Below are 25,553 nucleotides of genomic sequence, written 5' to 3' on the forward strand. Positions count from 1 at the left end.
AACTTATCTATATGCTCAGTAATATTGTGGGGAGAATTAGGTCGTTAATCAAGCACGACGGTGAATTCAGGGACTGTATGGTGGGACTGCCAAGCGGTCTGAAGGCTCCCGGTACTTTGTCCAGGAGGCAAGAAGACACGCAAAGAAGGCTCTTTAAGCTGGCTCCAAACTTCGAAAATTCTTGTGCTCCATTCGCGCAGGTCACCATTCCAAGGAAGAATGACCACCCACTTATTTGGCAGCAGATTTTCAGAGCTGATCATCAGGGGAGTGGTCCCCATTTTCTGGGGTGTGCGAACATTCAGCTCACTTTCACGCAAGACATCGGTCAGATATTTTTCTAAGTGCGGGGATACATGGCGAGAAGATTTGCAAACTTGAAAGTTTAAATACCAATCAAGTTTGGCTGTCCATTGCGACTTTTCCAAATCAGGCACGATCCACAAGTCGGATCCAGGATTCAATGCACTGGCCTGGGAAAGAACGCTCAAAGCCATCAGCGGGCCTTACTAACTTGGTCCAGAAGACCATTAACGAAACTTGCCGATTCTGTGGTTCCGTATTTTTTGGCAATCTCTACGGCTTCATTGATAGCGATATTTTCTTTGATCGGATCAGCGGCGAATTTCATTTCATACACAGCGATACGCAAAATATTGCGATCAATGGTCGCCATGCGCTCCACTTTCCAGTGAGCACTAGAAGCTTGGATTTTAGCATCGATTTCGGCTTTTTTACTTTGCACGCCTTTGATCAACGCATCGGCGTAAGAAGTGGTTTCTTCTTCAACACTTTGTTCAAAAACATCGAGCAATGTTTGTGGGCTGATTTGCGGCGCGAACTCAGTTTGAAATAGGATTTGGAGAGCGAGTTCTCTGGCTTGTCGTCTTGCTGTCAGTTTCATGGTTCGGTTTCTTTTCGTTGTCTACTAAGTTCATGGAAGTCAGACTTAATTGTGGATTATTTGTATCCACAAAATCAAGAAGTTCAGTGTCTTCCAGGGTCTCGACAAATTCTTGGACGTCTTTAAAGGTACGATACACACTTGCAAAACGGATGTAAGCCACGTCATCAAGCTGTTTGATTTCAGCCATGACTTTCTTTCCGATCAAGCGAGAAGAGATTTCGCTCTCTCCACGGTTGATAACCCAGGCCGAGATACGTTCAACGACCGCGTCGATTTGCGCTAGACTTACGGGGCGTTTTTGACAAGCTGCTTGCAGGCCTTTTAAGATTTTCTCTTTGCTGAAAGGTTCACGGCGTCCATCTTTTTTAATGATGAAGGGGAAAGCCAACATGATGGTTTCCACCGTCGAGAAACGGGCTTTGCATTCTAAACATTCGCGACGCCGACGGATGCTGCCATCCTTCTGCACTCGCGTGTCTAAAACTCTGTCATCTGCATGCGCACAAAATGGGCATTTCATAGTCTTTGGTCCCGTCCTAAAGCTGCTTGGAGATTAGGGGAGCGGGCATTCATGAGTCAATCTAAGCAGAGGTAATGCTAGGCTGCGTCAAGGGCTTAACTCTGGCAGCAAAAGCTGGATAGAATAGAAGACAGAATTGAGGTGCGTGTGAAGACTTTTCTTTTGATCATTTTGCCCTTGTTGGTCGGTTCGGTCGGATGGGCGCAAAGCTCTCAACCTATCGTGGGGCGCGATGCGGCGACGAAGTATTTTCAAAAAAGAGATGTTTCCAATGATATCCAAAGTGGTGGCATCACGGGCGCAAATGATCACTATCTGGCTTTACACTACGGAAGATTGATGTCTTCTCAGTCTTATGATTGGGGAAAAAACGGCCAAGAAGATGATGTCGGTAAAAACAATTTCGGCGTCACCTATCGCATCGGCGAGTGGGTGAACTCGATGGATATGAACATCCGTATCGACTATATGGACTATGAGATTGCCGGAGAAAAACCGACGAAACTTTCATTCCTACCTTTGATCACATTCCCGGATGCGAATTCTCGCTTTCCGCTTTATTTCGGTGCGGGCTTAGGCTTGGGAGTTTTCTTAAAGCAAATCAACGAAAAATCGGCGATCTCTTTGGACTATCAATTGGTGGCGGGGGCCAGATTTTTCAACGTCTTTGAAAACACTGGCTTCTTTATCGAAGCTGGTCTAAAAAACAGCCTTTTCATCCTGTCCTCAGGACAATATAACGGCACCTTTTTAGCAGGTGGATTGGTATTTACGTTTTGAAAATTCATAAGCACTTGGTTGCGCAGGTCGTGACCACTCTGGAAGAGATTTTTGATCAAGGGCAATACGCCGACAAAGTCATCGAACGTTCGATGAAGTCCAACAAAGCTTGGGGCGCACGAGACCGCAAGTTTTTTGCCGAAACCGTTTACGAAATCGTGCGTTGGGAGCGTCTTTTAAGTCATGTCGCTGACAATAACGATTTTTGGGCCATCTGGGCCGCGTACTGGATTCGTCAAGGTCATGAGCTTCCAGACTGGGAAGAGCTTTCCGATATCGATGCAAAATTCATTCAAGCACGTTTAAAAGATCTGCCGTCTTTTGCGGTGGCTCAGTCGATTCCGGACTGGATGCACGAGCGTGGCACAACTGAATTAGGGGATGCGTGGAAAGACGTGATGCGCGCGTTGAATAAGCCCGCAGAAGTTTTCTTACGCGTAAACACTTTGAAATCAAATCCCGATCAAGTGATTAAATCTTTAGCCGAAGATGGCATTGAAGCGGTGAAAGTTTCTGCGGATTTGCCGGTGGCTTTGCGTTTGCCGGTAAGAAAAAATGTCTTCACTTCGAAGGCTTTCAAAGAAGGTTTCTTTGAAGTGCAAGATGCTTCTTCACAAATGATTGCTCCACTTTTGGGAGTTGAGCCGGGTCATCGCGTGATTGATGCGTGCGCGGGGGCTGGTGGCAAAAGCTTGCACATGGCCGCGATGATGAAGAACAAAGGCAAGATCATCTCTTTAGATATTCACGAATGGAAATTAAATGAGCTAAAAATCCGTGCGCGCCGAGATGGGGTGGACGTGATTGAAACCCGTTTGATTGATTCTTCCAAAGTGATCAAACGCATGCACGCAACGGCCGATCGTTTGTTATTGGATGTGCCGTGTTCCGGAATGGGCGTGCTTCGTCGTAATCCCGATACAAAATGGAAATTAAATAACGACGAGATCGCGCGCCTGCAGCAGCTGCAATATGAAATCTTAACCAGCTATTGTGTCATGACCAAAAAAGGCGGGCGCATGGTTTATGCGACTTGCAGTATCCTGCCGAGTGAAAACGAAAAGCAGATCGAACGTTTCTTAAAAGAGCACGGTCAGGACTGGACCTTGATTCAAGAAATTCATTTGCGCCCGGATAAAGAGGGCTTTGATGGATTTTATGGAGCCCTTTTAGAACGACGTTAGTCCAAAGTTGTTAGCTGGACTTGGTAGTTTATGGCGAAGCTCTCAAAACCACGAGATACTCATTTTGTGGGCCGTATAGCTTTTCTTGTCCTCTTCTTAACAGCTTCCTCGTCTTTTGCCGGTATTATGATTGATGTCGGTGGCATCTATTATTCAGATTCTTTAACAACTCCCAGTGATCGCACTTCCACGCAGATGTTTTATGGAGGGGGGTTATTATTAGACCTCGGCAAACAAGCCTGGTTGGGATTTAACTATTCTGGAATAAATCAAACGCAGTCGACCAGTACGACAACAACCTTTAGCAGTTCCGATATGGGTGTGGGATTTAAATATCAACTGGGTCGCGGGAAATTATACAACTTTGGTGCTGCCTATAATCTGATAAGTAAAGCCACTTATTCATCTGGAACGACGAATGAAAACTGGGAAGGCACAAGCTTTTTAGTTTCATTCGGTGTGTCACCCGAAGTCGCCGAGAAACTTTATATTGGTATGTCGTTGAACTATTTTTCGGCAAGTTACACCAAGAAGATTGTAAATAATGTTGAATCCAGTGCGTCGAATGGCAAAACTTGGCTATTTCCGATGCTCACCGTCACCAAACAGTGGTGACGCAAGAGGCTGATACCGCACATTAGTTTATTTTCATTTGAAACGTCCCCACCCCATTGATATCACCTTCGGGCAACAAACAGGGGGACCTAATGATTCGTTCACTAACAGCATTCGTTTTGGCTTTGGGCTTGGCAAACACAGCTTTGGCCGTTGATAAATCTTACTATGAAATCAAAAACATGAAAGTGACGGACGTCACTGAAAAATACTCTTCTCAAGTAAACCCAATGGCTCAGCCAGGTTTGAATGAAGAGTGCGCATCTTCTGGTCCATTCGCGATCCGTTACTCTGGTCAAGCACCAGCAGATTTGAATCCACTAAATGGTGTAGAGTTGATCGTAGATCAAATCATCAACATTGGTAAAAAAATCTGGACGATCGTTCAAGCGGGTAAACCAGTGATGAACATCAAATTGGATACAGCCAATGCTCTTCCAAAAGGTTTGACTTGCTGGTCTGATCTTTCTGGTTGGAATGTTCCTGAATCAAAAGTTTACCAAATCGATTACACAAATGGTTTCGGTATGAACGTAGTAAGCTTCGCGTACCGCGTAACTTACACTGCGGGCGGATCAGCAAACGGCGTGGGTAAATACATCACGAACGCGACCTTTATGCCAGCTAACGTAAAAGTAGCATGGGGCTTCCAATTCGACGCCGAAGCAGCCATCCCATCAGTATTCAACACGGGAACAAAAGAAGCTCCAGTAGCAGGAATGCAAATGAACATGGGCTGGAAAGTAACTTCTCCAGTAGTAGAACACTTGTCATCAGAATCATACTTCGTGTCTGGCGAAAACAAGTTAATCAAATTGCAATAATCTTGGTAACACGAGTTTTATAGGCTCAAAGGTCCCTCCGGGACCTTTTTGCTTTTTTAGGAACGCAAAAAGTCTTTCGACGTGATGACCTTCACGAAGCCCAAATTCCGTCTGATCTAAGTTCTTATTTTTTTATTTTCTGATTTCTTCTTATTGCTTCAACCAAGACTGGTTCATTGAGATGGGGTGTTACCCTTAATTTGTGGGCTCCGCAGCGACACGAAGTCGTATGAACCTGCGGCGAGGCCCGGATGGCCGTCCCACAAATTAAGGGTAACACTCCATCTCAATGGTAAAGCAGGCTATGATTGAAAAAAGAAGCAAGAACCAACAAGAAGGCTAAAAGAAGATTTTGATTCCTGACCTAATCCCTGTGCGATCGGTGACAGTGTCTTCCGTCGCAGCAGGGATCTTGTTTTTTTGGCTCTCCTTATACCAAGCACCGAAGATCCGCAGAGCTTTGAAGTCTATGAAAACTCCCGCTTCGGTCATATCTCCTTTGACGTCGCCTAATTCATCAGTCGATGTCGGCAGGAAATATCTGTATTTTCCGTCGATTCCAAAATATTTGGTTAAGTATAATTGCAAACTGGCTTGCCCGAATTGCTGACGTAAAGTGCTCGTATCCGAAGTGCGCGTGCGTTGACCATAATGAATGGTGAACGAGGTGTTCTGAATGGAATTTCCTAAAAGGCGCAGATTGAAAATACCGGAAAGATCGTTGAAGCCTTCTTCCGTATTATTCTCATATTCGGCGGTCACCCCCACGAGTTGGGCATAGGCGGCGGCTTCGGCCTTGTAAGACGAATGCGATTTTGCTTCGGAGCCATCGCCAAGATCGGTCTTAAACGAGTTGTAAGAGCCCGACATCATAAATTCAAACGCGGACGGTGAATTAAGGGAAAGCCATTGATCCATCATGCGATTGCGCTCTTTCATCGCGAGCCAATCGGTGAGGGACCAGCGGCCTTTTTCGCGATTGGCGGATCTTTGGGTGAAGTCGATCCCAGAGCTCCATTTGCTCTTGGTTTGAGCCTCAGACAGAGACGAAAAGATGATAATGCACAGTAGAAGCAAGGATGTAATTCTAGACATAGGCTTATTTTCCCGCTTTTATATCGAAAACCCTAATTTTTCCCACGCTGAGACGTACTGTTTGTCTCAAAATATGTCGAAAAAAGGAGGCCTCGTGGTTCACGATTTTGACCCATTTGCACTTAGAATTTCCGGAGACTTCGGTATCCGTTGGTATGGTTTGTCTTACATGATGGGCTTTATTTGTGCCTATCTTCTGATCAAGTGGTTGGCCCAACGCCAGCGTTCGGGATTAACCGCCCAAATGGTGGGCGATTTCATCACGTATGGTGCGATTGGCACTTTGGTGGGCGGTCGTCTGGGGTATGTATTTTTTTATGGCCCGGATTTGTTAACAAAATTCAAAGGTGAGTTCCCTTGGTGGGGAGTTCTCGCGGTGAACGAAGGCGGGATGGCGAGCCACGGTGGTATTATCGGGATCGTGATTGCGTGTTGGTTGTTTGCCCGCAAATACTCCGTGAACACACTTTATCTTTTCGATTTAGTGGCCGTTGTTGGACCTTTGGGAGTTTTCTTTGGTCGTATTGCGAACTTTATCAACGGTGAACTTGTGGGACGTCCTTGTGATCCGACCTATCCGTTGGCGGTGAAGTTTCCTCAAGATATTTATTCTTGGCCGGCGGCAGAAGCGGGACGTTTACCGGAGCTTGCACCCGTGGCTGAAAAAGTCGGTGTGACATCTGAAAAATGGTTAGAGCTCGCGCAAAATTTCCGTATGGACATCGGCGCGCGCGAACAGTTGTATGATATTTTAAATAAAATCGTTGTCGGCATCCAAGATGGCAACACGGCGGCCAAAGAGGCCATCGCGCCTTTATTAACGCCTCGTTATCCATCACAGCTTTTTGCGGCTTTAGGCGAAGGCTTGTTTTTGTTTTTAATTTTGTTCTTCTTGTGGCGCAAACCGCGTAAGCCAGGATTTATCGCGGCTTGTTTTGTATTGCTGTATGCGATCGTGCGTGTGATCGATGAACACTTCCGTATGCCCGATGCACATATCGGTTATCAGTGGTTGGGATTGACTCGTGGTCAGTGGTTAAGTGTGGTGATGTTTATCGTCGGCTTGATCTTGATGTTCGTTTGGACCCGAGCAAGTTCGTTGTCGGTGCCTGGCTGGGCAAGAGGATATTCGATCAAGTTAAATCGTAAGTAGTCACCGGCAAGCCGGTGACAGGCGGTCTTCGCAAACCTAGTGAGCCGTGGTGCAAACTTTTTCGACGCATTTCTTGCCACCACAATCTGCATCTTTGGTGCAGGCTTGTGGAGCCGCTGAAATATCAGCACTGGGATCTGGCAGGTCTTGGTTAATAACTTCTGCATGGGGGCCTGAATGGGCCGTAGAAACAGAATCCGATTTTTTAGTACATGATAGACACGACAACGCAAAAAGTACGATAACTAAAAACTTCATTCTAAACTCCATGAAAAAAGCGGCCCATCGTGGAGCCTAAAAAATTAAAACTAAATTTTAAATTCGTAAGTCGTCAATGCCGCGCGCGAGATTTCGCTTTGTTCGCCGCTAGCAAAGTTTTTTATCGTGACCGTTTTATTGGCGACTTCATTTCCACCCAAGATCAAAGCGTAATGCGCACCCAGTTTGTTGGCTTTTTGCATTTTCTTGCCCATTTTTCCTGAGAGGAAGTTCTCGGTCTTAATTCCGCGGGCGCGAAGCTCGTGGGATAATTTCACGCTTTCAGCTTCCCCTTGGTCGTCAGCGCCGATCACCGCGACTAAAAGATCTTTTTTCACGGCCAGCTCGGGTGGAACAAGATCAGCCAAACGGTCAAGACCTGCGCCCCAGCCGACGGCCGGTGTGCGTGGGCCGCCCATGGACTCAATCAATCCATCGTAACGACCGCCAGCTAAAACGGTTCCTTGGGCACCTAACTTTTGCGTGGTGAATTCAAAAACAGTGTGAGTGTAGTAATCTAAACCACGCACCAATAATGGATTTAATTTAAATGGAATCCCCAAGGCCTCGATGCCTTTAAGGACGCCGGCAAAAAAATCTTTCGAAGTTGCATTTAGATATTCTGCAAACTTAGGCGCGCCGGTATTGATTTTTTTATCGCCCTCGTCTTTGGAATCTAAAATGCGCAAAGGATTTTTTTCCAAACGCATCTTACTATCTGCGGACAAAGAATCGACGTGTTGAGAGAAGTATTTTACTAGCGCATCGCGATAGGCGGTGCGGCTTTCTGCATCACCCAGAGTATTGATTTCAAGCGTGCACTCGGCCGCGATTCCGATGGATTTTAAAAAGTCCCAAGCAAGCGCGATCGTTTCAACATCCGCCAGGGGCGAATCGTAACCTAAGCACTCGGTGCCGATTTGATAGAATTGGCGATAGCGGCCTTTTTGCGGGCGTTCATAGCGAAACATCGGACCTGAATAATAAAATTTAAGAGGTAAATTCTGACTTAAGCCCTCGGAAATAAAGGCGCGCGCCACTCCCGCCGTGCCCTCCGGTCTCAGCGTGAGATTTTCTCCACCCCGATCGGTGAAGTCATAAGTTTCTTTGTTTACGACGTCAGAAGTTTCGCCCAAAGTGCGATGAAAAACGTCAGAAAATTCGAAAATAGGAGTTTCAATTTCTCCGTAACCATACAGAATCGCGTTGCGATAGGCTGATTCTTCGACAAAGCGGAAAACATTCGAAAGCTCCGGAAGAAGATCGCGGGTGCCTCGTACACATTGAAATTTGTTACTCATAACTATCCTCTTAGATCTGACGTGAACTCCTTTATATCAGAGTGAAGGGCGCGGCGCAAAGCTATTGCATTTACCCCAGGCGAAGTCTTTAATATAAGGAGGAACAATCGGCGAAAATAGGATCTGAAATCATGAAAAAGTTTGTATTAATCGGTATTTTCATTTTAGCCACGGTGGCCGGAGCCGCTCTTTACCATTCCGGCGCGTTAAGTCCTTCGGCGCTAACGGGAGTGGAAGTGGATTGGCGCTTGTTAGGCGATATGGATTATATCACCGGCAAGGCCAGCTCCGAATTAACGGCGCTCAATGGCCAAGCTGTCAAAATTCCGGGGTTTATGGTTCCGTTAGAAGATAACCAGAGAGATGTCGTTGAGTTTTTGTTAGTTCCCAGTCCTCAAGCTTGTATTCACGTGCCGCCACCACCACCGAATCAAATGGTCTACGTGAAAATGAAAAGGGGTGCTGAGGCCGCGCAAGGACCCATCTGGGTTTACGGCACTTTGAATCTTGTCACTAAAAAGTCCATGTATGGAGATGCTTCATTCGAACTCGTCGGCGAGGCTATCGAGCCTTATCGCTAGACCCTTTCGCACAAAGCGAAAGTGCAAAATACGGAGGTTTCAATGCTTAAAGTGATTTTATTTTCTATCACGGCGCTCTCAATTTCAGTCTATGCGCAAGAACACAAAGCCCATGTGCATGGAGCGGCCCAGGTCAGCATGGGCTTTGATGGATCTAAAGGAAAAATTGAGTTTAAAGCACCCGCTGAAACTGTGTTTGGATTTGAACACGAGGCGCGTTCGAAAAAAGATCGTGAGGCCAAAGACAAAGGCCTGCAAGCGCTCAATGACAACATTTCTGAAATGATTGCGTTTGATAAAGAACTGGCTTGCGAAATAAAAATGGAAGCTTCTCAAGTGAATCAAGAAAAAGATCACGCCGATGTGGAAGTAGAATATGCGGTCACTTGTCAAAAGCCAGTTGCGGGGTCCACCATCACATTTAATTTTAAAAAAGGCCTTTCTCGGATTAAAAAGGTGAAGGTCGAAGTGATTGCGGACGAAGTGCAAAAGTCGTTAGAAGTGAAAAAGAACGGAGAAAGTCTTGAGCTCAAGTAATATCCTGATCGAAGTTCGGGACCTGCAGTTTGACTATTTAGACGGGACATCCGTTTTGAATATTCCCGAATTTTCGGTCTTACGCGGGGAAGAACTCTTTCTTTATGGACCCAGTGGAACGGGAAAAACCACTTTGTTAGAAATCTTAGCGGGGGTCTTAAAACCCTCGAAAGGAACTTTAAAAATTTTAGGTTGTGACCTAGTGCAAATGTCGGATGCGGAAAGGGATTCTTTCAGGTCCGAGCATATGGGTTACATCTTTCAGAACTTCAATTTGATTCCTTATCTTAGTGTTCAAGAAAATATCGAACTGCCTTTACATTTAAGTGCAGCTCGTCGTGCCCGTTTAGGCAGTGTCGGCACCGACTTAGTGATTCGCGGCCTGTGCGGAAACTTAGGTATTGGGGATTTGTTAAGTAAACCTGTCGGGGCCTTGAGTGTCGGTCAACAACAGCGCGTGGCCGTGGCCAGAGCTCTTTTGGGGAAGCCGGATTTATTACTGGCCGATGAACCCACATCGGCTTTAGATTTTGATCATCGCGAGAAGTTTTTAAAACTCATGTTCGAACTTGCGGAGCTTTATGGAACCACCGTGGTGTTTGTTTCGCATGATCGCACGATGGAAAAGCTATTCACTCGCACCATTTCTTTAGAGTCTATCAATAGGGCGCATGCATGATTTTTTTGAAACTGGCCATCAAGTCGCTTCGCAACCGTGCTTTTTCAACAACCCTGACGGTGATTTCAATTTGTCTTAGTGTCACTTTGCTTTTGACGGTGGAAAGGGCCAAGCGCGCTGCCGAAGAAGGTTTCACCCAAACCATCAGCCGCACGGATTTGATCGTGGGCGCACGCAGTGGTCCCTTGCAACTGATCTTGTACACGGTCTTCAATATGGGAAATGCCACGCACAATATTTCCTATGATTCCTATAAAACCATCAGCCAATTGCCGAATGTGGCTTGGACCATTCCTTACTCTTTAGGAGACGGTCATCGCGGTTTCCGGGTGGTCGGCACCAACGAAGATTTTTTTAAGTATTATCATTATCGCGGTTACCAGAAGGTGGAACTGGAGCAGGGCGTTCCTTTTGACAAGTTGTGGGACGTGGTGATTGGGGCGGATGTCGCCAATAAATTAGGTTATAAACTAGGAAATCGTATTGTGATATCCCACGGGGTCACCAAAACAGAAGGTGTGCTTAATCACGATGACAAACCTTTTGTGGTCTCGGGGATTATGAAGCCGACGGGAACGCCTTTGGATCGCGCGGTGTATGTCTCTTTAGAAGGGATGGAGGCCTTGCACTTAGATTGGCAAGATGGCTCGGCCCCCACGTCGGACAAGGTGATTCCGAAAGAAAAGATCTCTAAAGAAAATATAAAAGTTGATACGATCACCGCTTTCTTTTTAGGAGCTAAATCCAGAGCCGAAACATTACGCCTGCAAAGAGAAATCAACGACTTTAAATCTGAGCCGTTATTGGCAATCATTCCCGGCGTTGTTTTGTCCGAGCTATGGCAAGGACTTTCTTATATCGAAGGAGTTTTGCGCGGAATTTCTTGGATGGTTGTGGTGGTCGGTTTTTTAGGAATGCTGATTGCATTAACGACAACATTAAATGAACGCCGTCGTGAAATGGCGATCTTGCGCGCTGTGGGTGCCAGGTCCTTCCAAATCGTGGGGCTTTTGGTTTTCGAATCAGCACTGCTGACAACCTTAGGAGTTTTATTTGGCGTGCTTCTTTCTTACGTCTCAATGGCGGTATTAGGTCCGTGGGCTGAACGAGAATTTGGACTTTATTTAGCTGGGGCGGCATTCACCAAAAAAGAACTGTTATACGTCATTGTTACCTTGGTGGGTGGAACCGTTATTGGTTTAATTCCAGCCCTGCGCGCTCAACGCTTAGCCTTAAAAGACGGGCTTAGTATTAAGATTTAACAAGGGCTTCACGTAAGCCTGTTAACTATCAATACCGTTGAAATTAAAATGCGGTGTTATTGGAGGCATAATGCTCTTAGGAGGTCTTATGCCCAAAGTTAATAATGTTGAATACAAGTCCCCAAATTCCACCGCCTTTTTCGGTCAGAAAAAAGAAACCGTCGCGACCGAATTAAAAACGGCGGCCGGTGTGATGGCTGGCGCCTGGGCCTTAAAAAAATTCCCTAAAATTGCGGTGTTTGGACTGATTGGTGTTGGCATCATCATCGGCATGACCGTCAAGGAAGTCGCGCGCAGCGTGGACCGATTTCCACGCCGACGACCTGAGGACTTGCACTAAGCGACGTCTTTGGCGATTTTTACTTTATCCGCGGATTCGGCCTCATAGTCCGAGTAAGCCGTTTTTACTTCGACCATATGGCCGTCCTCCGCGACGTATCCGCGCACTTTAAACATCTTTAAAGCTTCAGAGCGGCCTTTAACTTCGGCAGCCCCTGCAAGTTCAATTTTAAAGGCTTCGCCGATTTTTTCGATGACCGTATCTGAAATTAAAAGATCAGCACCGAAAGCTTTCGTCGAAGCCTCGATTCGTGAAGCCGTATTGACGGTATTTCCGATGACGGTGTATTCCATACGTTCATCAGATCCGATCGTTCCGGAAATCGCCGGGCCTGCATGCAAGCCCATTCCGATATTAATCGGAGGTTGCCCACGGTTGATGCGTTTTTCATTCAGTTTTTCTAATGAACGACGCATTTCCAAACAAGCGCGAACTGCATTGTGAGCATCCTTCTGTGTTCCTTGCGGAGCCCCCCAAACGGCCATGATGGCATCCCCGATAAATTTATCTACGACGCCGCCGTGAGAGTTAATAATTTTTACCATCACGCCAAAATATTCATTGAGCATTTCAACGACTTCTTCCGGAGAGCGTTTTTCTGAAAAAGCGGTGAAACCACGAATGTCTGAAAAGAAAACGACGACTTCTTTAGACTGACCGCCGACACCAATGTCTTTGCTGATTAAGTCTTCGGCAACCGAAGATCCATGGAATTTTGAAAAAAGGTTTTTCACCTTATCGCGTTCTTTTAAACCCTCGGTCATATGATCGAAGGCTTCCGCTAAATCGCCCACTTCGTCGTGAGACCGCACTTGCGACCGGGCTTTCACATCGAAATTACCCTTGGAAACCAAATGAATCATGTCCGCCAATTTTTCAATCGGGGAGGTGAGAGTCATTGAGAATAAGAAGATAAAGAAAATGGCCATCGAAATCGCCGAACCCGCTACAAAGATCGCGCGGCGTTTTACTTCGTTAGAAACTTCTAAGATCGTTTCTTCAGAAGTTTGCGAAATAACCGTGCCGCCGAAAGACGTTTTGACCGAGGCGCCGAAAATATTTTTATCAGTGTCGGGATCCACAAACTTCGTTTGGAACTGGGGAGATTTTTGTTCTAAAGCTTTTTGCACGATCGGATATTTTTTCATGTTAAGACGGGCGATGGCTTTATGTTCATCTTTATGAGCTAAAAGTTCACCGTCACGGTCGACAAGGTACTGCGTTCTTTCCGAAGGGTCCGTGAAAGGTTTTTCTAACGGGGACAGCATGACATCCGCAATCGCGATATGCGTGATTTTTCCCTGATCATCCCTGACTAACGGAATACCGATGGTAATCAACGCGGGCGCCTTCGGATAAGAGCCATTGCGAATTTCTAAATTTCCTTGCGCCACAGAGCGTACGGGAAATTTCTGCCAAGCTCGCAGATGAGTAATATAATTAGGATTCAGTTCATAAGATTTTAGAATATCGTCTTTCACTTTTCGCGAAATACTTTCAACGCTGCTGCCATCAAGTTTTAGAACTTCGATGGAAACAAAGTTTTTATCTTTGGCAAAGTTAAAATCGAGATCGTTGTTCGAAGTTTGTTGAGTCGTGTCCTTCATTAAAATCGAAGCCGTAACGCGTGTTTTATCCACCAAAGAGGCCACGATGTTGTCGACTTCCTTGGCTTTCGCGGCCGCGGATTCCAAGTTCGCGATATCTACTTGCTCTGAAGATTTCTTTTCAAAATAATCAGAAGAGATCCAAGTGATCGTGCCCGTGGCGGCTACCAAGATCAGGATCGTAACGGTGATGAGTTTTGTTGAAATAGGTATTCTCATGCAAATCTCCACGAGCTAAAAAGCCCACTCCGCGAAAAAGTTTAAATAGTTCCCCACGACGGTGGACTCAACAGTATTACCAAAATTCAAAGAAGGATCGATCGGGGTATATGGATTGGACTGATATTTCACGCGGTCTTCGCGCATCGCCCAACCCACCAGGCCCGTAAAGTTTTGAGTCATACGATAACTGCCTAAGATACCAATCTGGTAAGACATCGCCGGTTCGATATCGCGGTTATTAGGCGTTTCCATTTTCAATAGCGAATTATACAAGTGAGCATTAAATTGAATACCCAGTTTTGGCGTTAACGAGTACCAGAATTCAGCGCCAATGTGAGGACCGGCGACCACGACCTTGGTGTCTTCAGCACTCGAGGTGCTGGCATCGGCGATGCTGTCGGGATGTTCTTTAATATAAGGGCCGGCTTGCAGACGCAGCTCGGTGCGATCCCCCATGGAGATGCGGTAGACGCTGTTAAGTTCGGTGGAAGCAAAAGTTTTAGTTTTTCCGTCGAAAGTAAAACCACTTAAGTCTAAGATTCCTAAAAATCCCCAAGGAGTGCTTGAACCAAACCACCCCACACCCAAGCGACCCGTTCCGCCCACGGCATTGTACGTGCCTTTAGATGATTTTTCTGGATATACACCTGAAAACTTCACTTCAGTAATAAGATACGAGGCAATCCCGTACCAGCCGGTCACGCGATCAATGGATTTTCTGACTAAGGCCGTGTATTCCGCGGCAGGGGAGCGGTCACCAGAACGAACTTTGAAGCTTAATTTAGCAAGCTCTGAACTAGGGCGCATATTTCCATTGGCGCGGACCGCGACTTTATAAAGGCCTCCGGGCCAAGAAGGATCGAAATCTAAGTTCGCGGACGTGGTTTTTTCAATGGATTTAAACTTTTCAAATTTCTTCGTGCGTTCGTCGCGACGGATAATATAGATATCATAAGACGTCGCGTATTCGGGGGCTTCCCATTTCAATTCGCGCACGAATTCTGTTTCAGGTTTATCTAAAGAGGGCTTCTCTAATTTTTTGCCGTTGAGGGCAAATTTAGATGTCGCCGTTCCTTCGCTAATAATTCCTTCTCTATTAGAAGCGCTCACACTCCAAGAATAATTGGCGGCGACGGGAACTTCCGCTTTGAAGTAAGGCTCGGTTAATTTTTGCGTGATGGCGGTGGTGCCATCTTCGGAAGTCAGTTTGAATTCGTATTGATCAGCACCGCCCACGGCTTCCCATTTGAATTCGATTTCTTTTTTGTCGGCAGAATCAGTCTCTATTTTATCTGTCAGTGGCGATTTTAAAACGACATTATCTAATCCCACGTTGAAATCACTTTGCGGGCTCCAGTCCCCCGGAACGCCACGATAATCGCGCGAACGAAGCCGCATTAAATATTTCCCGGGCGTGAGGCGACCATTCCACGCAGCATCTTTAGTTTTAAAGTTAAATGCCTTTGGTTCTTCAGAATCGATTTTGACGGGGATAAGTTCGATTTCATAGCTTGTCGCGCCCTCGATGGCTTCCCACTCAAAATTCACCAAACGACGATACTTCGCCGCTTCGGCGATTCCCGTCGTGAAAATGAAAATGAAAAGGAAAATCCCCGCGGTCGCTTTAAGCATCAATTCACCTGGATTTTCTTTAAGGTCGGCGCCTTAAGACCCGAATTGTCAGGAACGGTGAGCTTACGCGGAGCACTTGTTTGACCGGGACGACCATAGGTGTCCGTCGCGGAAACTTCGACTTCGTATTCACCAGGTAAAAGATTTTTCAATGAAGTCGCCGGACCTCGGTAACGAGATTTCTTAAGCTCTTTGCCATCTTTTTTGATCGTCAGCCAGTATTCTTGCGCGCCCTCTAAGGCCGTCCATTGCAACTGAGTTTTACCATTCATCTCGGCTCGCAATTCACCCTCGCGAGGAATGAATGTCGGAGCTTCTAATAATGGACGAGGTAAAACGTTAATAGGTTCTGATGTTTTTGTGCCCAAAACTTCGCCGGTCTTATTTAAGGCTTCAACCGAAGCAATATAGCGACCGGGTTTCGCCAAGGTCGTGGTGAATTGCGTGGTGGTCGCATCAAAACTTTGCGCGGTTTCTGGGGCGGCATGTTCTTCAAGAAGTTTCACGCGCCATAAAGCGACCTGGTCGGATTTATCAACCTTCCAGTCCATGCCAAATTGTGGTTGGCCCACATAGTATTGAGTCGTCGGGGTGTGCAGATCCACATTTACGGGAACTAATGCTACCGGAGTTTTTACTTCTGGCTCTGTTGAAACGGTGAACTTTTGGATTTTACCCAAAAGAGGCGTCGCGGAATCCGTGTATGTCGAGCTCATGCGCCAATAATAAGTGCCTGCAGCTAAATTGCTCGCGGTGAAAGAGTCTTCGTTGGCGAAAGATTTTGCCGAGACTTTCTTTTGTAAATTCGCATCTGCCCAGATTTCTAAGGTCGTCTGTTTAGTGTCATCACCTTTTTGCCAGCGGAACTCAACGGCAGCCGGAGTTTGTGCCACCGTGATATGGGCATCCGCGGTCGGGAAGACCACCGTCGGGGCGTAGCGAGCCATGACATCAGTGCGGTACACGCGTGTCTCGATGATGCGGCCTTCAGGTGTTGTGCCGACAAGCTTCCAGTAATGACGTCCGAAAGTCAGCGGGGCTTTTAGGTAGGATGGACCGCCCTCGCTGACCTTAAACTCTTGCAGTTTTTTACGGCTGGGGCCGGCCCACAATGAAACTTTTGTTTGGGCGGGAAAACCCTCCCATTGAAATATCACCGGCTGCAAAGATTCCGCGTTCATCGCAATGGGTTTTTGCGGAAGCGGAGAAATGATTCTCACATCATCGCGAGATTTCAAATCTTGCGTTTGACCATCGGTTCCTTGCATGGAAGCGCGGCCTTCTAAGACATCGATGTTTAATTTTCCGCCAGAGCCTTTGCTTAAAGACGCAGAGGCTTGGGAAAGATCGACTTTTCCATTTTCAGAATTTAAAACCAGGCCGGGACCATTCTCTGTTCCCGCACCTTCTTGGGCGTTGACGAAAAGAGAACCTTCCATCAAGTCCAAAGAGATTTCGCCAGCAGATTTTTTTATCACGATCAACGACTCCGGCTCTAAATCCAAATAGCGATCCGAATCGGTGAACTGAATGCGCACCTCGCCCTTTTCACTCGTACGAATGGCTTCACCGTCGTACAAGGGTTCCCCGGTATTGACTAATTGCCATAACAAACGCGAAGCGGGACGGCGTTGGATATCGTCCACAACATTGCCGACATAAGCCAAAGGTTTTTCATTTCCATTTCGTGAAAATTTTTGATCAGAGGATTGATACCAATACCAGGTTGCAGCAAAAACAGATGACGATGTCAAAGCGGCGATAAGCAAGCGTTTCCACTGTTTTTTCATCAAATTCCTCCTCTGTCTTATTTCGGAATTTTCACTAGAAAGCTCAAGGGAGTTGGTCTAGAGTCTAGGCATGGATTCAACAAAGAACTACATCACGCCCGAAGGTCTAGCTAAACTTAAAGCCGAGTACCATGCTTTGATGCACGATGAGCGCCCTAAGCTGGTCGAGGTCGTGGCGTGGGCCGCGAGCAACGGGGATCGTTCCGAAAACGCGGATTATCAATATGGGAAAAGGCGTTTACGCGAAATCGACCGCCGCGTGCATTTTCTGACCAAACGAATTGAAGACGCGGAGGTCGTGGATCCCAAGGCGATGAAAGCGGCAACCGTGCTTTTTTCAGCTACCGTGACTATAACTAACGAGGACGGCGAAGAGTTTGTGTACCAAATCGTAGGGGAAGACGAGTTTGACCCGAAAATGGGTCGCATTTCATGGAAATCCCCGGTGGCAAAAGCCCTCTTAGGCAAGAAAGTCGGCGATGAAGTGAGGCTTGTGAAACCGGCCGGTGAAGAGTTCGTCACCATCGAGCAGATCGAGTACAAGTAAAAATTATAATGCCTGACAGAGACGTTGCTGAATGAAAGCGAATTAGCCAAACTCCGGTCCGCTTACAAGCAGGGGGGTTTTGGGTGAAATTTTATTTTGCGGTTCTATTGTGTTTCCTAAGTTTGGCTATGGGTCTAGAGGCAAGTGCGAAAGCCAAGCCTAAAAATCCTCCTCCGCACATAGAGCGTGAAATTGAAAAACGCCAAAGCATTGCGGGTCATGGGGAGGATGCGGATTTAGTTGATGCCGTGAACAATCGTCGTCCCGTTAATTTTGTGGAAGGCTCAGGTTTGTTGGTCGTGACAATTCTTCCAGACGATACTAATGGCCGAGAGCACCAAAAATGGGTTGTCCAGCTTTCCAATGGAAAATTAGTTCAAGCCGTGTACAATTCAGACATGTGCCCACGCGTTCCTTTAAAAGAAGGTGACGTCGTGGACATGGGTGGACAGTTTATCTGGACACCAAAGGGTGGACTGATTCACTGGTTGCATCACGATCCTCGCGGGAATCGTCCTGATGGATACGTAACTTTAAACGGAACAGTATATTGCGGAAAATAGAACTTCTTCCATGTAAAGCGCCCTTTTGGGCCAACAGCGGTCACACACAAACGCTGTGGGGGCATTTTTTAAAATCGCCGACGCTTTCGCAATTAGGAGCTTTAAATAAAGTCGATCTTCCTGATGGGGATCGACTTTTTTGTTATATCACTGAAGGCCCCTCGGACACGGTGGTCGCACTTTTTCATGGTTTGTCGGGTGATGTGCACTCGGACTACATGCAGCGCACAGCTCTTTTGTGCCAGCAACTGGGGCACACCTTTGTGCTTGTGAATCATCGCGGCGCAGGGGAAGGTTTTTTAGAGGCTCGTCATCCTTATCATTCCGGCAGAGCTGAAGATATGTCTGCTGTTTTGGGATTCTTGCGCGGGAAATTTTCAAATAAAAAATTGATCGCTATTGGTTATTCGATGAGTGCCAATATCTTACTAACTCTTTTAGGCGGTTTCCGCGGAACTCATTTGCCGGACGGGGCGATTGCGGTGAATGGGCCGATTGATTTAGGCCAGGGCTCGGCCTTGCTAAAAAAAGGTCTTAACCGCATCTATGATATGCGTTTCGTTTTAAGCTTGCGTAAGCTGGTTCAAGAAAGACATCGCCTGGGGTTGAGTGATCGTTATGAGATTTCGCCATGGGCGACGATTTGGGATTTTGACGAGATCTATACGGCCCCGGCCTCGGGATTTAAAAATCGTGCGGATTATTATGCGCAATGTTCGGCGAAAAACTATATTCCGAACATTAAAACACCGACGTATGTTTTAACGGCGGGCGATGATCCTTTTGTATCAGCAGAGAATTATTTAAAAACAGAATTTCCAAAAAGCACGCAGCTGCATATCGAAGCTCGCGGCGGGCATATGGGATATCTTTCGGCACAAGCCACCCCTTTTGGGTCCACTCGATGGTTGGATTATTACCTGCATGAAGCTTTACAGGGTCTCAAACAGACTTTGGCGTAAAAGTTCCCACCTTGCGCTCCAGAGAGAAAAGTCGGTCGGGCGCAGTCCTGAATCATGAATATGCAAAAAATGTTGGGGAAGGTTTTTCTGTCTTAAAACTTTCTGACAATGATTTGCTAAAAACCACCCTTTGGATTTTTTGAGCTCTGGTGCATTTTCAATTTCAGACCAAGCTGTTTTACGAAGACCGCCAATTTCGCACAAAGGATCTAGAGCGCTGTGCGGATTTTTTTCTTTTAAAATTTTATTAAAAGTATTTTCTGTTTTCAGGGCAGCATGCAGGCTGTGGGTCATGACTTCCGATTTTTTTGAATAGCGCTCACCCCAGCACGCCATCATGCTTGGTTCGGACATGAGATGTTGCAGGATTTTAAAAAGATCGCCTAAGGGAGTTGCCATCATCAGCGAAGGGAAGATGATGAGCTCACCCCGGGCATGACTTGCACCTTTTTGCAGGCTTTGGGCGCGTCCGATTTTTGCCGCATTAGTCAGAATCTGCCAAGATTCATTTTGCGGTGCCGTTGACTTCAGTTCTTTTAAAACATGTTCTTCAGGTGTGCTGTCAATGACGCAAATCAGCTCGTAATTCAGCGGAAATTTTTGAAAGAAAGCACGAAAGTCTTGAATAAAAAGCGGCAGCGCTTTTAAGTCGCGAAACAAATAAATCACGAATGAACAATGTGGGGTTGACACGCTGGATTCCATCTTTACCATAGTTAGCAATGAAATCATTCAAGGTCACGCAAAACTCCGAAGCGAAATACCTCCAAACCTTGTTCTTGATAGTTCTGGGACTCGCGGTCTTGGCGTCGCGTTTTTATGGTCTTACCTTTAAACCGGTGCATTTTGATGAGGGCATCAATGGTTGGTTCTCATCCCAAGTGGCTGAACTGGGGTATTACAAATATGACCCGAATAATTATCACGGTCCTTTGTATTTTTACGTTTTACGCTTTTTTGAAATCGTTTTTGGTAAAAGCATTACGACCTTGCGCGCAGTGCCCAGTCTTTTTGCCGTGTTAAGCGTGATGCTTTTTGCGCTGCCGTCTTTAGGCGGTGTGGTGTGGCGTCGCTGGGTGATGGGGCTTTTACTGATCAGCCCGGCATTTATTTTTTTTGGGCGTTCAGGCATCCATGAAATGCCGTTCGTATTTTTTCAGTTGGTTTTTGCAATGGGCATCCTGCGCAGTCTGGAAGAAAAAGACGGCACGGCTTTAAACTGCCTGATGATCGGCCTTTTTGGTATGATCACTCTGAAAGAAACTTTTGCGGTGACGCTTTTTAGTTTCGCGATGGGACTCTTGGCATTAGGACCCAAAAAAATCTGGGAATTGGTTTCGCTTAGAGATTGGAAGCAGGCATGGACTTATAAGCAAAGTATTTTGCTTGCCATTTTGCTTTGGGCCTTTCTGGTTATGTTCACCGGCTTTTTTAAAAACTTTGCCGGCCTTATAGATTTTTTCCGCGCGTTTTTACCCTGGATGAAAACCGGTGTTCATGGCAATGGTCATGATAAATATTTTTTCTATTGGATAGATACCTTGTGGCAGGCAGAGCCCCTGGTTCTTCTGGGTGTGCTTTTAGCCATGGCAGGGGTGTTTTCTCATCACCGTGGACTTAAATTGATCAGCGTTTTTTCGCTGGTGCAGCTTTTCGTTTATTCTGCGATTCCCTATAAAACGGTGTGGTGCATACTCAGTTTGGTTTGGGGATTTTACCTGGTGATTGCTTATCATCTGGCAAACACCACCAGTCCCAAGCTTCGCTGGGGATTGATGGTGGCAGTGTTTTTCGGTGGACTGTTTAATCTTTGGAGTTCTTATGAGTCTTCCTATCGCAATCCAATTAATTTAGATCATCGCTATGTTTACGTGAATTCCACATACGAAGTAAATGAAGTGATAGATTTCCTTTTGCAAAACAATCCCGAAAAGACTGCACGAGTGCAAGTGGGAATGGTTGAACAATGGCCATGGCCGTGGCTGCTGAGGGACTTTCCGATTGTGAGTTATGAAGGCTGTATGAAAAGCTTTTCTCCAGAACTAGAAATTTATTTCTGTGATAAAGCTGACACCGATTACATGGATCAAACCTTAGCAGAAGCTTATTGGAAGGCGGAATTTGAATTCCGTCAGGAAAAAGGCGCATCTTCGTATGTGTATTTGAAAAAGTCAGTTTTCCCAACCGTTCCATTTAAGCGCGTTCAGGAAATTCCCGGGAAGGAGTAGATGATGAAAAAAACAAGTGTGCTGATGTTGGCCCTAGCAGCCAGTGTCCCGGTGGGTGCTCAAGTTTCTAAGATCTCTGTGCTTAAAGATCTGCCCGCAAAGCCTGTGGTTGATCTTTATTCATTAAAAAGCGAAAAAAAAACCAAGCTGTCTCCGTTATCACAGCTGAAAGATTATGAAATTCGTCTGAAATGGTCGGAGTGCTCTAAGCTAGCACCTAAAGTTTTTGCGACGTCTAAAGATCTGCAAGGCTGGGTGGCTTTGGCTTGGCTTCATTGTGCAGAACAGGAAAATAAAAAAGGATCTTCAACCTTGTCAATTCAGGCGGCTTTAAATGCGATCGATGGGCATGAAAAGCTTTTCGCGGAAGGTCCTTGGTCTTCGGATTTGGCGCAAAGCTACAGTTCTTTGCGATTAAAAATATTAGAAGCACAAGTCGCCAAAAAAGATTTAAAAGCGGTGACGGCGTTAGAAAAAATTCTGGCGGATCGCTATCAGCTCAGTAAAGATCAAAAAGCTTTGGTTTATCAGTTGTTGGGTGATTTGGCATTGTTGAAAGTAAATTATCCCGAAGCGCAATTCTTGTTTGAGCAAGCGCAAGAATACAAAGACTCCGCTTACCTTCAAGAAAAATTGGATTTTCTTAAAAAAGCGCGTGGAGAAACGGCGACCGTTTTACCAATTCCGGCTCCGCTAGAGACGGGTGAAGAAATCCGCATCGAAGAGCGGATTCGCCAGTCGATGAAACAAAACGAAGTCACGTCGGCCATTCAGGATGCGGTGATTATTTTAAATCAATATCCGGGCAGTCGTTCGGCACGTCGACTCAAAGATCGTCCTTTAGAAATTTATCTGCAAATCAGTGATGCCAATGCCAAAAGCAAAGCGCTGAATTTGATGGAAGAGGCGGATGGCAGTCGGATTTTAGAGTGGGCGCAAAATCTGCATCGTCGGGCTGATTACGCGGCCGCCTTAAAGCTTTCCGAAGAAGCCTCAGAAAAATTGTCAGGCTCGGCCCAAGCCACTAGTGCATTATGGATGGCCGGGCGCAGTGCTCATTTCTTAGGTCAATACGGCGAGGCTTTGAAATACTTCAATAAACTGATTGTCGGGCATAATGGCTCTGACGAAGCGGCGGAAGCTTTGTTCCGTTCGAGCTTGATTTATTATCGTCAAAAAGATTATTCCAGCAGCTCGGCTCTGTTAGAGCGTCTGCTTTTGCAAAATCGGGATCGCTATGACTTAAACGGTCGTTATTGGTTGGTGCGCGCTTTACAGCAAACTAATCCCGAACGCGCCAAGATTGAAGCGGCCGACTTAATAAATCGTTATCCTTTTTCGTATTACGGATTAAGACTGCGCGCCGAAGCCCAAGATATGAAGCTGACTTGGCCTGAGGTGAAAGAAAAAAATATTTCTTTGCAAAGTGATATTTACCTTGTGGGCGAACAAAAAAAATCATGGCAGCGCTTTAAAGAACTGTCGGCGGCGGGCTGGTTAACGGAGGCTCAAAAAGAGTTGTCGGGCTTACCGCCTATTAAAGATGCTACTTTGAAAATGACGATGGCCCAGAAGTTTGCGGATCGTGGTCAATTCATGCCCGCGATTCGTTTTGTCAACGAAGCGATGGAAGCAGATCCACATTTGCGGCAAGAACAGTTTTTAAAAATCGGGTACCCCATGATTTTCAAAGATCTTTATAATGCCGAATCAGAACGCTATGGTGTGAGCTCGGTGGTGTTGCGCAGTCTGACTCGTCAAGAAAGTGGCTTTAATTTGCGAGCCGTGTCCACGTCCAACGCTTTGGGTTTGATGCAGATGATTCCGCCCACGGCCCAAGAAGTCTCAAAAAAACTGGGACTGAAAATTGAATTACCCGACGATATGTTCCGTCCCGAAGTAAATATTCCGATGGGCTCGTTCTATGTTTCCCAGATGTTAGACCAGTTCAAAGATAATATTCCGTTCGCACTCGCCGCTTATAACGCAGGACCTACCAGAGTTAAAATCTGGATCGAGTTGCGTCCCGAAGTAAGTGCTTTGTTAACAAAACAAAGCAGCGAAATTGCAGATGAGCTGTGGTTTGATGAGCTTCCATGGACAGAAACCAGTTTTTACGTGAAAGCCATACTGCGCAACATTTTGCTCTATCGTCTAGTCGATGAAGGCCCGCTGACTTTAAAACCCGTCCTATGGGCGGATTTGCGGAATAAAAAGGCAAAATAAGGGCGTTGTTTTATTGAAAAATGGCCCTTCTTTCTGTAGCCTAAAACCTGCGTCGAAAGAGAGGGCTCATGCGGAGACTTTACACACTGGTTTTGGTCCTGGCCATGATGGCTGGTTGTGCACATAAAAATGATGGTGCTTCAACAAAACAAATCCCAGGAACGGGACCAACCTCGGAATCAGAGATCAAAGACATCTCTTCATTCCGTTTGTCTGATCCGGAAGGCCCTAAGGTGGTCGATCAGGAGTTGGAAACAATTCCTACAGAAGTAAATCCCTTGGTTGAAAAGTGGATTGCCTATTTCCAAGGACGGGGACGTCCTCATATGGAACGTTACTTAGCTCGTTCCACTCGTTATGAAAAACTAATGAAAAAAGTTTTGCGTGATAACGGTCTTCCTGAAGACTTGTTCTATATCGCATTGATTGAGTCCGGATTTAGTTCGCATGCCACCTCGCACGCTTCGGCGGTCGGTTACTGGCAGTTTATTCGCGGAACGGGAAAACGGTATGGTTTAGAGATCACACCGTTTGTGGACGAACGTCGTGACCCGGTATTTGCCACGCAAGCGGCGGCTGAATATTTCAAAGGTTTATATTCAGTTTTTGGATCTTGGTATTTGGCGATGGCTTCTTACAACGTGGGTGAAAACCGGGTGAAGCGTGAAGTGATGAATCACTACACGCGTGATTTTTGGGAGCTAGCTCGTAAAAAACGTTTGCCTAAAGAAACAATCAATTACGTTCCTAAATTTATTGCGGCAAAAATGATCGCTAAAGAACCAGATAAATATGGTTTCGGCGAAATCGATTACTTGCCACCAATTGAGTTTGATCACATCACTTTGACTAAAGCAGTGAATCTTCGCGCGATGGCCGATAAGTTGTCTTTGAACTATGAAGACTTCAAAGCTTTGAATCCTCGTTTTAAAGGTGAAGTGGCGACGCTGAAAGGTTCTGATTTGGTTTTACGTATTCCTCCAGGGATGACAGAAACGGCCGTTGTGGCGGCAAATGAATCCGTGGTTGAAAGTGTGCAGTTCATCGCCGACTCGGGCGATACGACATCTTATCGTGTTCGTCGTGGTGATACTTTAAGCACGATTGCTCGCCGTTATCGTACGACGGTGGCCTACCTTCGTGATTTGAATGATCTTCCTCGTCGTAAACCCATGAAAGTGGGCATGCGTTTGTATGTTCCAGATCGTACACCGGTGAAAGATCGTCCAACCACCGCAGGTTCTTTGGCGAAACGTTCAAAAAATGCAGACTCCGTTGTGAAAAACACAGTTTCGGTAAGTGCTGATGGTCGTCATTACATCGTGCAATCGGGTGATTCTTTATACACAATCGCGCGCAAGTATTCGACCAGTGTTTCTGAGCTTCAACGCTTAAATAACATCAAACGCGGTCGTGTGTTGAAAGTAGGAATGAAAATCATCGTTCCAAATCCAGACAGCACATCCATGACTCGTGGGGTGGCGAGCTCGGTTGCTAAGGCAACCCCTGTTAAGTCAGCGCCAAAACAACGTGTTCACGTGGTTCGTCGTGGAGAAAACCTTTCCGTGATCGCGGCTCGTTACAATGTGCCATTGACCGATATCAAGCAGAAAAACAATATCCGCAATGCTTCGACACTTTTAGTGGGAACGCGCATTTTAATTCCGCCGGTCGCCTCTAATTAAGCTTAAGCTCATCAGAAAACAAAAAAGGAATTGGTGAACCAATTCCTTTTTTTGT

At 46.1% G+C, this 25,553-nt stretch carries 26 protein-coding genes; 16 read left to right on the forward strand and 10 right to left on the reverse strand.

The genetic code is table 11. The features are described 5' to 3' along the window. Positions 1–44: 44 nt before the first annotated feature. Genes AZI86_RS17815 through nrdR form a run of 3 tightly spaced genes read right to left on the reverse strand, consistent with a single transcriptional unit; the run spans position 45 to position 1,427 of the window. A complete protein-coding gene (locus AZI86_RS17815) occupies positions 45–497 on the reverse strand; it encodes a hypothetical protein (RefSeq protein ID WP_061836646.1) in 453 nt (150 codons plus the stop codon). Beyond that, the gene (nusB, locus tag AZI86_RS17820; protein WP_061836647.1) at positions 497–904 is read right to left on the reverse strand and encodes a transcription antitermination factor NusB; all 408 of its coding nucleotides are present in this window, start codon (positions 902–904) and stop codon (positions 497–499) included. Before nusB ends, AZI86_RS17815 begins: the two co-directional genes overlap by 1 nt. Beyond that, the gene (gene nrdR, locus AZI86_RS17825) at positions 843–1,427 is read right to left on the reverse strand and encodes a transcriptional regulator NrdR (protein ID WP_061836648.1); all 585 of its coding nucleotides are present in this window, start codon (positions 1,425–1,427) and stop codon (positions 843–845) included. Before nrdR ends, nusB begins: the two co-directional genes overlap by 62 nt. A 147-nt stretch (positions 1,428–1,574) precedes the next feature. Here nrdR and AZI86_RS17830 point away from each other — a divergent pair, with 147 nt between their 5' ends. The 4 genes from AZI86_RS17830 (at position 1,575) to AZI86_RS17845 (ending at position 4,830) form a co-directional block, all read left to right on the forward strand. After that, complete coding sequence (locus AZI86_RS17830) at positions 1,575–2,207, forward strand: hypothetical protein (RefSeq protein WP_253716010.1); 633 nt, start codon at positions 1,575–1,577, stop codon at positions 2,205–2,207. Then, on the forward strand, positions 2,204–3,391 hold the full coding sequence (locus AZI86_RS17835; protein ID WP_061836650.1) for an RsmB/NOP family class I SAM-dependent RNA methyltransferase: 1,188 nt from the start codon (positions 2,204–2,206) through the stop codon (positions 3,389–3,391). Before AZI86_RS17830 ends, AZI86_RS17835 begins: the two co-directional genes overlap by 4 nt. A gap of 66 nt (positions 3,392–3,457) precedes the next feature. After that, positions 3,458–4,006 carry a hypothetical protein gene (locus AZI86_RS17840; RefSeq protein WP_157684761.1) on the forward strand — a complete coding sequence of 183 codons (549 nt, stop codon included), beginning with the start codon at positions 3,458–3,460 and terminating at the stop codon, positions 4,004–4,006. Positions 4,007–4,098: 92 nt separating this feature from the next. Further along, a complete protein-coding gene (locus AZI86_RS17845) occupies positions 4,099–4,830 on the forward strand; it encodes a hypothetical protein (protein ID WP_061836652.1) in 732 nt (243 codons plus the stop codon). Between the two features lie 339 nt (positions 4,831–5,169). Here AZI86_RS17845 and AZI86_RS17850 read toward each other — a convergent pair whose 3' ends face one another. Then, the gene (locus tag AZI86_RS17850) at positions 5,170–5,925 is read right to left on the reverse strand and encodes a hypothetical protein (protein ID WP_253716011.1); all 756 of its coding nucleotides are present in this window, start codon (positions 5,923–5,925) and stop codon (positions 5,170–5,172) included. Positions 5,926–6,019: 94 nt separating this feature from the next. Here AZI86_RS17850 and lgt point away from each other — a divergent pair, with 94 nt between their 5' ends. Beyond that, a complete protein-coding gene (lgt, locus tag AZI86_RS17855) occupies positions 6,020–7,078 on the forward strand; it encodes a prolipoprotein diacylglyceryl transferase (protein WP_061836653.1) in 1,059 nt (352 codons plus the stop codon). 36 nt (positions 7,079–7,114) lie between these two features. Here lgt and AZI86_RS17860 read toward each other — a convergent pair whose 3' ends face one another. Together AZI86_RS17860 and hisS are read right to left on the reverse strand one after the other, a co-directional pair. After that, the gene (locus AZI86_RS17860) at positions 7,115–7,336 is read right to left on the reverse strand and encodes a hypothetical protein (protein WP_061836654.1); all 222 of its coding nucleotides are present in this window, start codon (positions 7,334–7,336) and stop codon (positions 7,115–7,117) included. Between the two features lie 50 nt (positions 7,337–7,386). After that, positions 7,387–8,637 carry a histidine--tRNA ligase gene (gene hisS, locus AZI86_RS17865; RefSeq protein WP_061836655.1) on the reverse strand — a complete coding sequence of 417 codons (1,251 nt, stop codon included), beginning with the start codon at positions 8,635–8,637 and terminating at the stop codon, positions 7,387–7,389. Positions 8,638–8,768: 131 nt separating this feature from the next. Between hisS and AZI86_RS17870 the strand changes: the two genes are divergently transcribed. From AZI86_RS17870 to AZI86_RS17890, 5 genes are all read left to right on the forward strand, one after another. Continuing rightward, on the forward strand, positions 8,769–9,218 hold the full coding sequence (locus tag AZI86_RS17870; RefSeq protein WP_081111988.1) for a DUF3299 domain-containing protein: 450 nt from the start codon (positions 8,769–8,771) through the stop codon (positions 9,216–9,218). A 42-nt stretch (positions 9,219–9,260) separates the two neighbouring features. Next, positions 9,261–9,755, forward strand: a complete 495-nt coding sequence (locus AZI86_RS17875) for a ZrgA family zinc uptake protein (RefSeq protein ID WP_061836656.1) — start codon at positions 9,261–9,263, stop codon at positions 9,753–9,755. Further along, entirely contained in the window at positions 9,742–10,434 is a 693-nt protein-coding gene (locus AZI86_RS17880) for an ABC transporter ATP-binding protein (RefSeq protein ID WP_061836657.1), read from the forward strand. The genes AZI86_RS17875 and AZI86_RS17880 overlap by 14 nt, the downstream gene beginning before the upstream one ends. Further along, on the forward strand, positions 10,431–11,696 hold the full coding sequence (locus AZI86_RS17885) for an ABC transporter permease (protein ID WP_061836658.1): 1,266 nt from the start codon (positions 10,431–10,433) through the stop codon (positions 11,694–11,696). The genes AZI86_RS17880 and AZI86_RS17885 overlap by 4 nt, the downstream gene beginning before the upstream one ends. Positions 11,697–11,784: 88 nt before the next feature. Further along, positions 11,785–12,036 carry a hypothetical protein gene (locus AZI86_RS17890; RefSeq protein ID WP_061836659.1) on the forward strand — a complete coding sequence of 84 codons (252 nt, stop codon included), beginning with the start codon at positions 11,785–11,787 and terminating at the stop codon, positions 12,034–12,036. Here AZI86_RS17890 and AZI86_RS17895 read toward each other — a convergent pair. From AZI86_RS17895 to AZI86_RS17905, 3 genes are read right to left on the reverse strand one after another with little or no spacing between them, the layout of a single operon-like run. Then, the gene (locus tag AZI86_RS17895; protein ID WP_061836660.1) at positions 12,033–13,862 is read right to left on the reverse strand and encodes an adenylate/guanylate cyclase domain-containing protein; all 1,830 of its coding nucleotides are present in this window, start codon (positions 13,860–13,862) and stop codon (positions 12,033–12,035) included. The two genes, AZI86_RS17890 and AZI86_RS17895, sit on opposite strands and share 4 nt — an antisense overlap. A gap of 15 nt (positions 13,863–13,877) precedes the next feature. Further along, entirely contained in the window at positions 13,878–15,497 is a 1,620-nt protein-coding gene (locus AZI86_RS17900) for a hypothetical protein (RefSeq protein ID WP_061836661.1), read from the reverse strand. Next, positions 15,497–17,287 (reverse strand): FecR domain-containing protein, encoded by a 1,791-nt coding sequence (locus AZI86_RS17905; RefSeq protein WP_061836662.1) that lies wholly within the window; start codon positions 17,285–17,287, stop codon positions 15,497–15,499. Before AZI86_RS17905 ends, AZI86_RS17900 begins: the two co-directional genes overlap by 1 nt. 70 nt (positions 17,288–17,357) lie before the next feature. On the opposite strand from AZI86_RS17905, the gene greB reads away from it, so the two are divergent. The 3 genes from greB (at position 17,358) to AZI86_RS17920 (ending at position 19,359) form a co-directional block, all read left to right on the forward strand. Then, positions 17,358–17,834 (forward strand): transcription elongation factor GreB, encoded by a 477-nt coding sequence (greB, locus tag AZI86_RS17910; protein WP_061836663.1) that lies wholly within the window; start codon positions 17,358–17,360, stop codon positions 17,832–17,834. Positions 17,835–17,917: 83 nt separating this feature from the next. Continuing rightward, positions 17,918–18,397 (forward strand): DUF3465 domain-containing protein, encoded by a 480-nt coding sequence (locus AZI86_RS17915; protein ID WP_253716012.1) that lies wholly within the window; start codon positions 17,918–17,920, stop codon positions 18,395–18,397. Next, positions 18,385–19,359 (forward strand): YheT family hydrolase, encoded by a 975-nt coding sequence (locus tag AZI86_RS17920; RefSeq protein ID WP_061836664.1) that lies wholly within the window; start codon positions 18,385–18,387, stop codon positions 19,357–19,359. Before AZI86_RS17915 ends, AZI86_RS17920 begins: the two co-directional genes overlap by 13 nt. Here the strand turns inward: AZI86_RS17920 and AZI86_RS17925 are convergent. Then, on the reverse strand, positions 19,330–20,052 hold the full coding sequence (locus AZI86_RS17925) for a glycosyltransferase (protein WP_216635931.1): 723 nt from the start codon (positions 20,050–20,052) through the stop codon (positions 19,330–19,332). The two genes, AZI86_RS17920 and AZI86_RS17925, sit on opposite strands and share 30 nt — an antisense overlap. Positions 20,053–20,081: 29 nt before the next feature. On the opposite strand from AZI86_RS17925, the gene AZI86_RS17930 reads away from it, so the two are divergent. The 3 genes from AZI86_RS17930 to AZI86_RS17940 all read left to right on the forward strand — a co-directional run bounded on the left by AZI86_RS17930 (position 20,082) and on the right by AZI86_RS17940 (position 25,498). Further along, positions 20,082–21,587, forward strand: coding sequence for a hypothetical protein (locus AZI86_RS17930; RefSeq protein WP_061836666.1), 1,506 nt, complete (start codon positions 20,082–20,084; stop codon positions 21,585–21,587). Continuing rightward, positions 21,588–23,813, forward strand: coding sequence for a transglycosylase SLT domain-containing protein (locus tag AZI86_RS17935; protein WP_253716013.1), 2,226 nt, complete (start codon positions 21,588–21,590; stop codon positions 23,811–23,813). A 68-nt stretch (positions 23,814–23,881) separates the two neighbouring features. Continuing rightward, entirely contained in the window at positions 23,882–25,498 is a 1,617-nt protein-coding gene (locus AZI86_RS17940) for a LysM peptidoglycan-binding domain-containing protein (protein ID WP_061836668.1), read from the forward strand. Positions 25,499–25,553 lie beyond the last annotated feature (55 nt).

The sequence above is a fragment of the Bdellovibrio bacteriovorus genome, assembly GCF_001592735.1.
GTDB lineage: Bacteria > Bdellovibrionota > Bdellovibrionia > Bdellovibrionales > Bdellovibrionaceae > Bdellovibrio > Bdellovibrio bacteriovorus_D.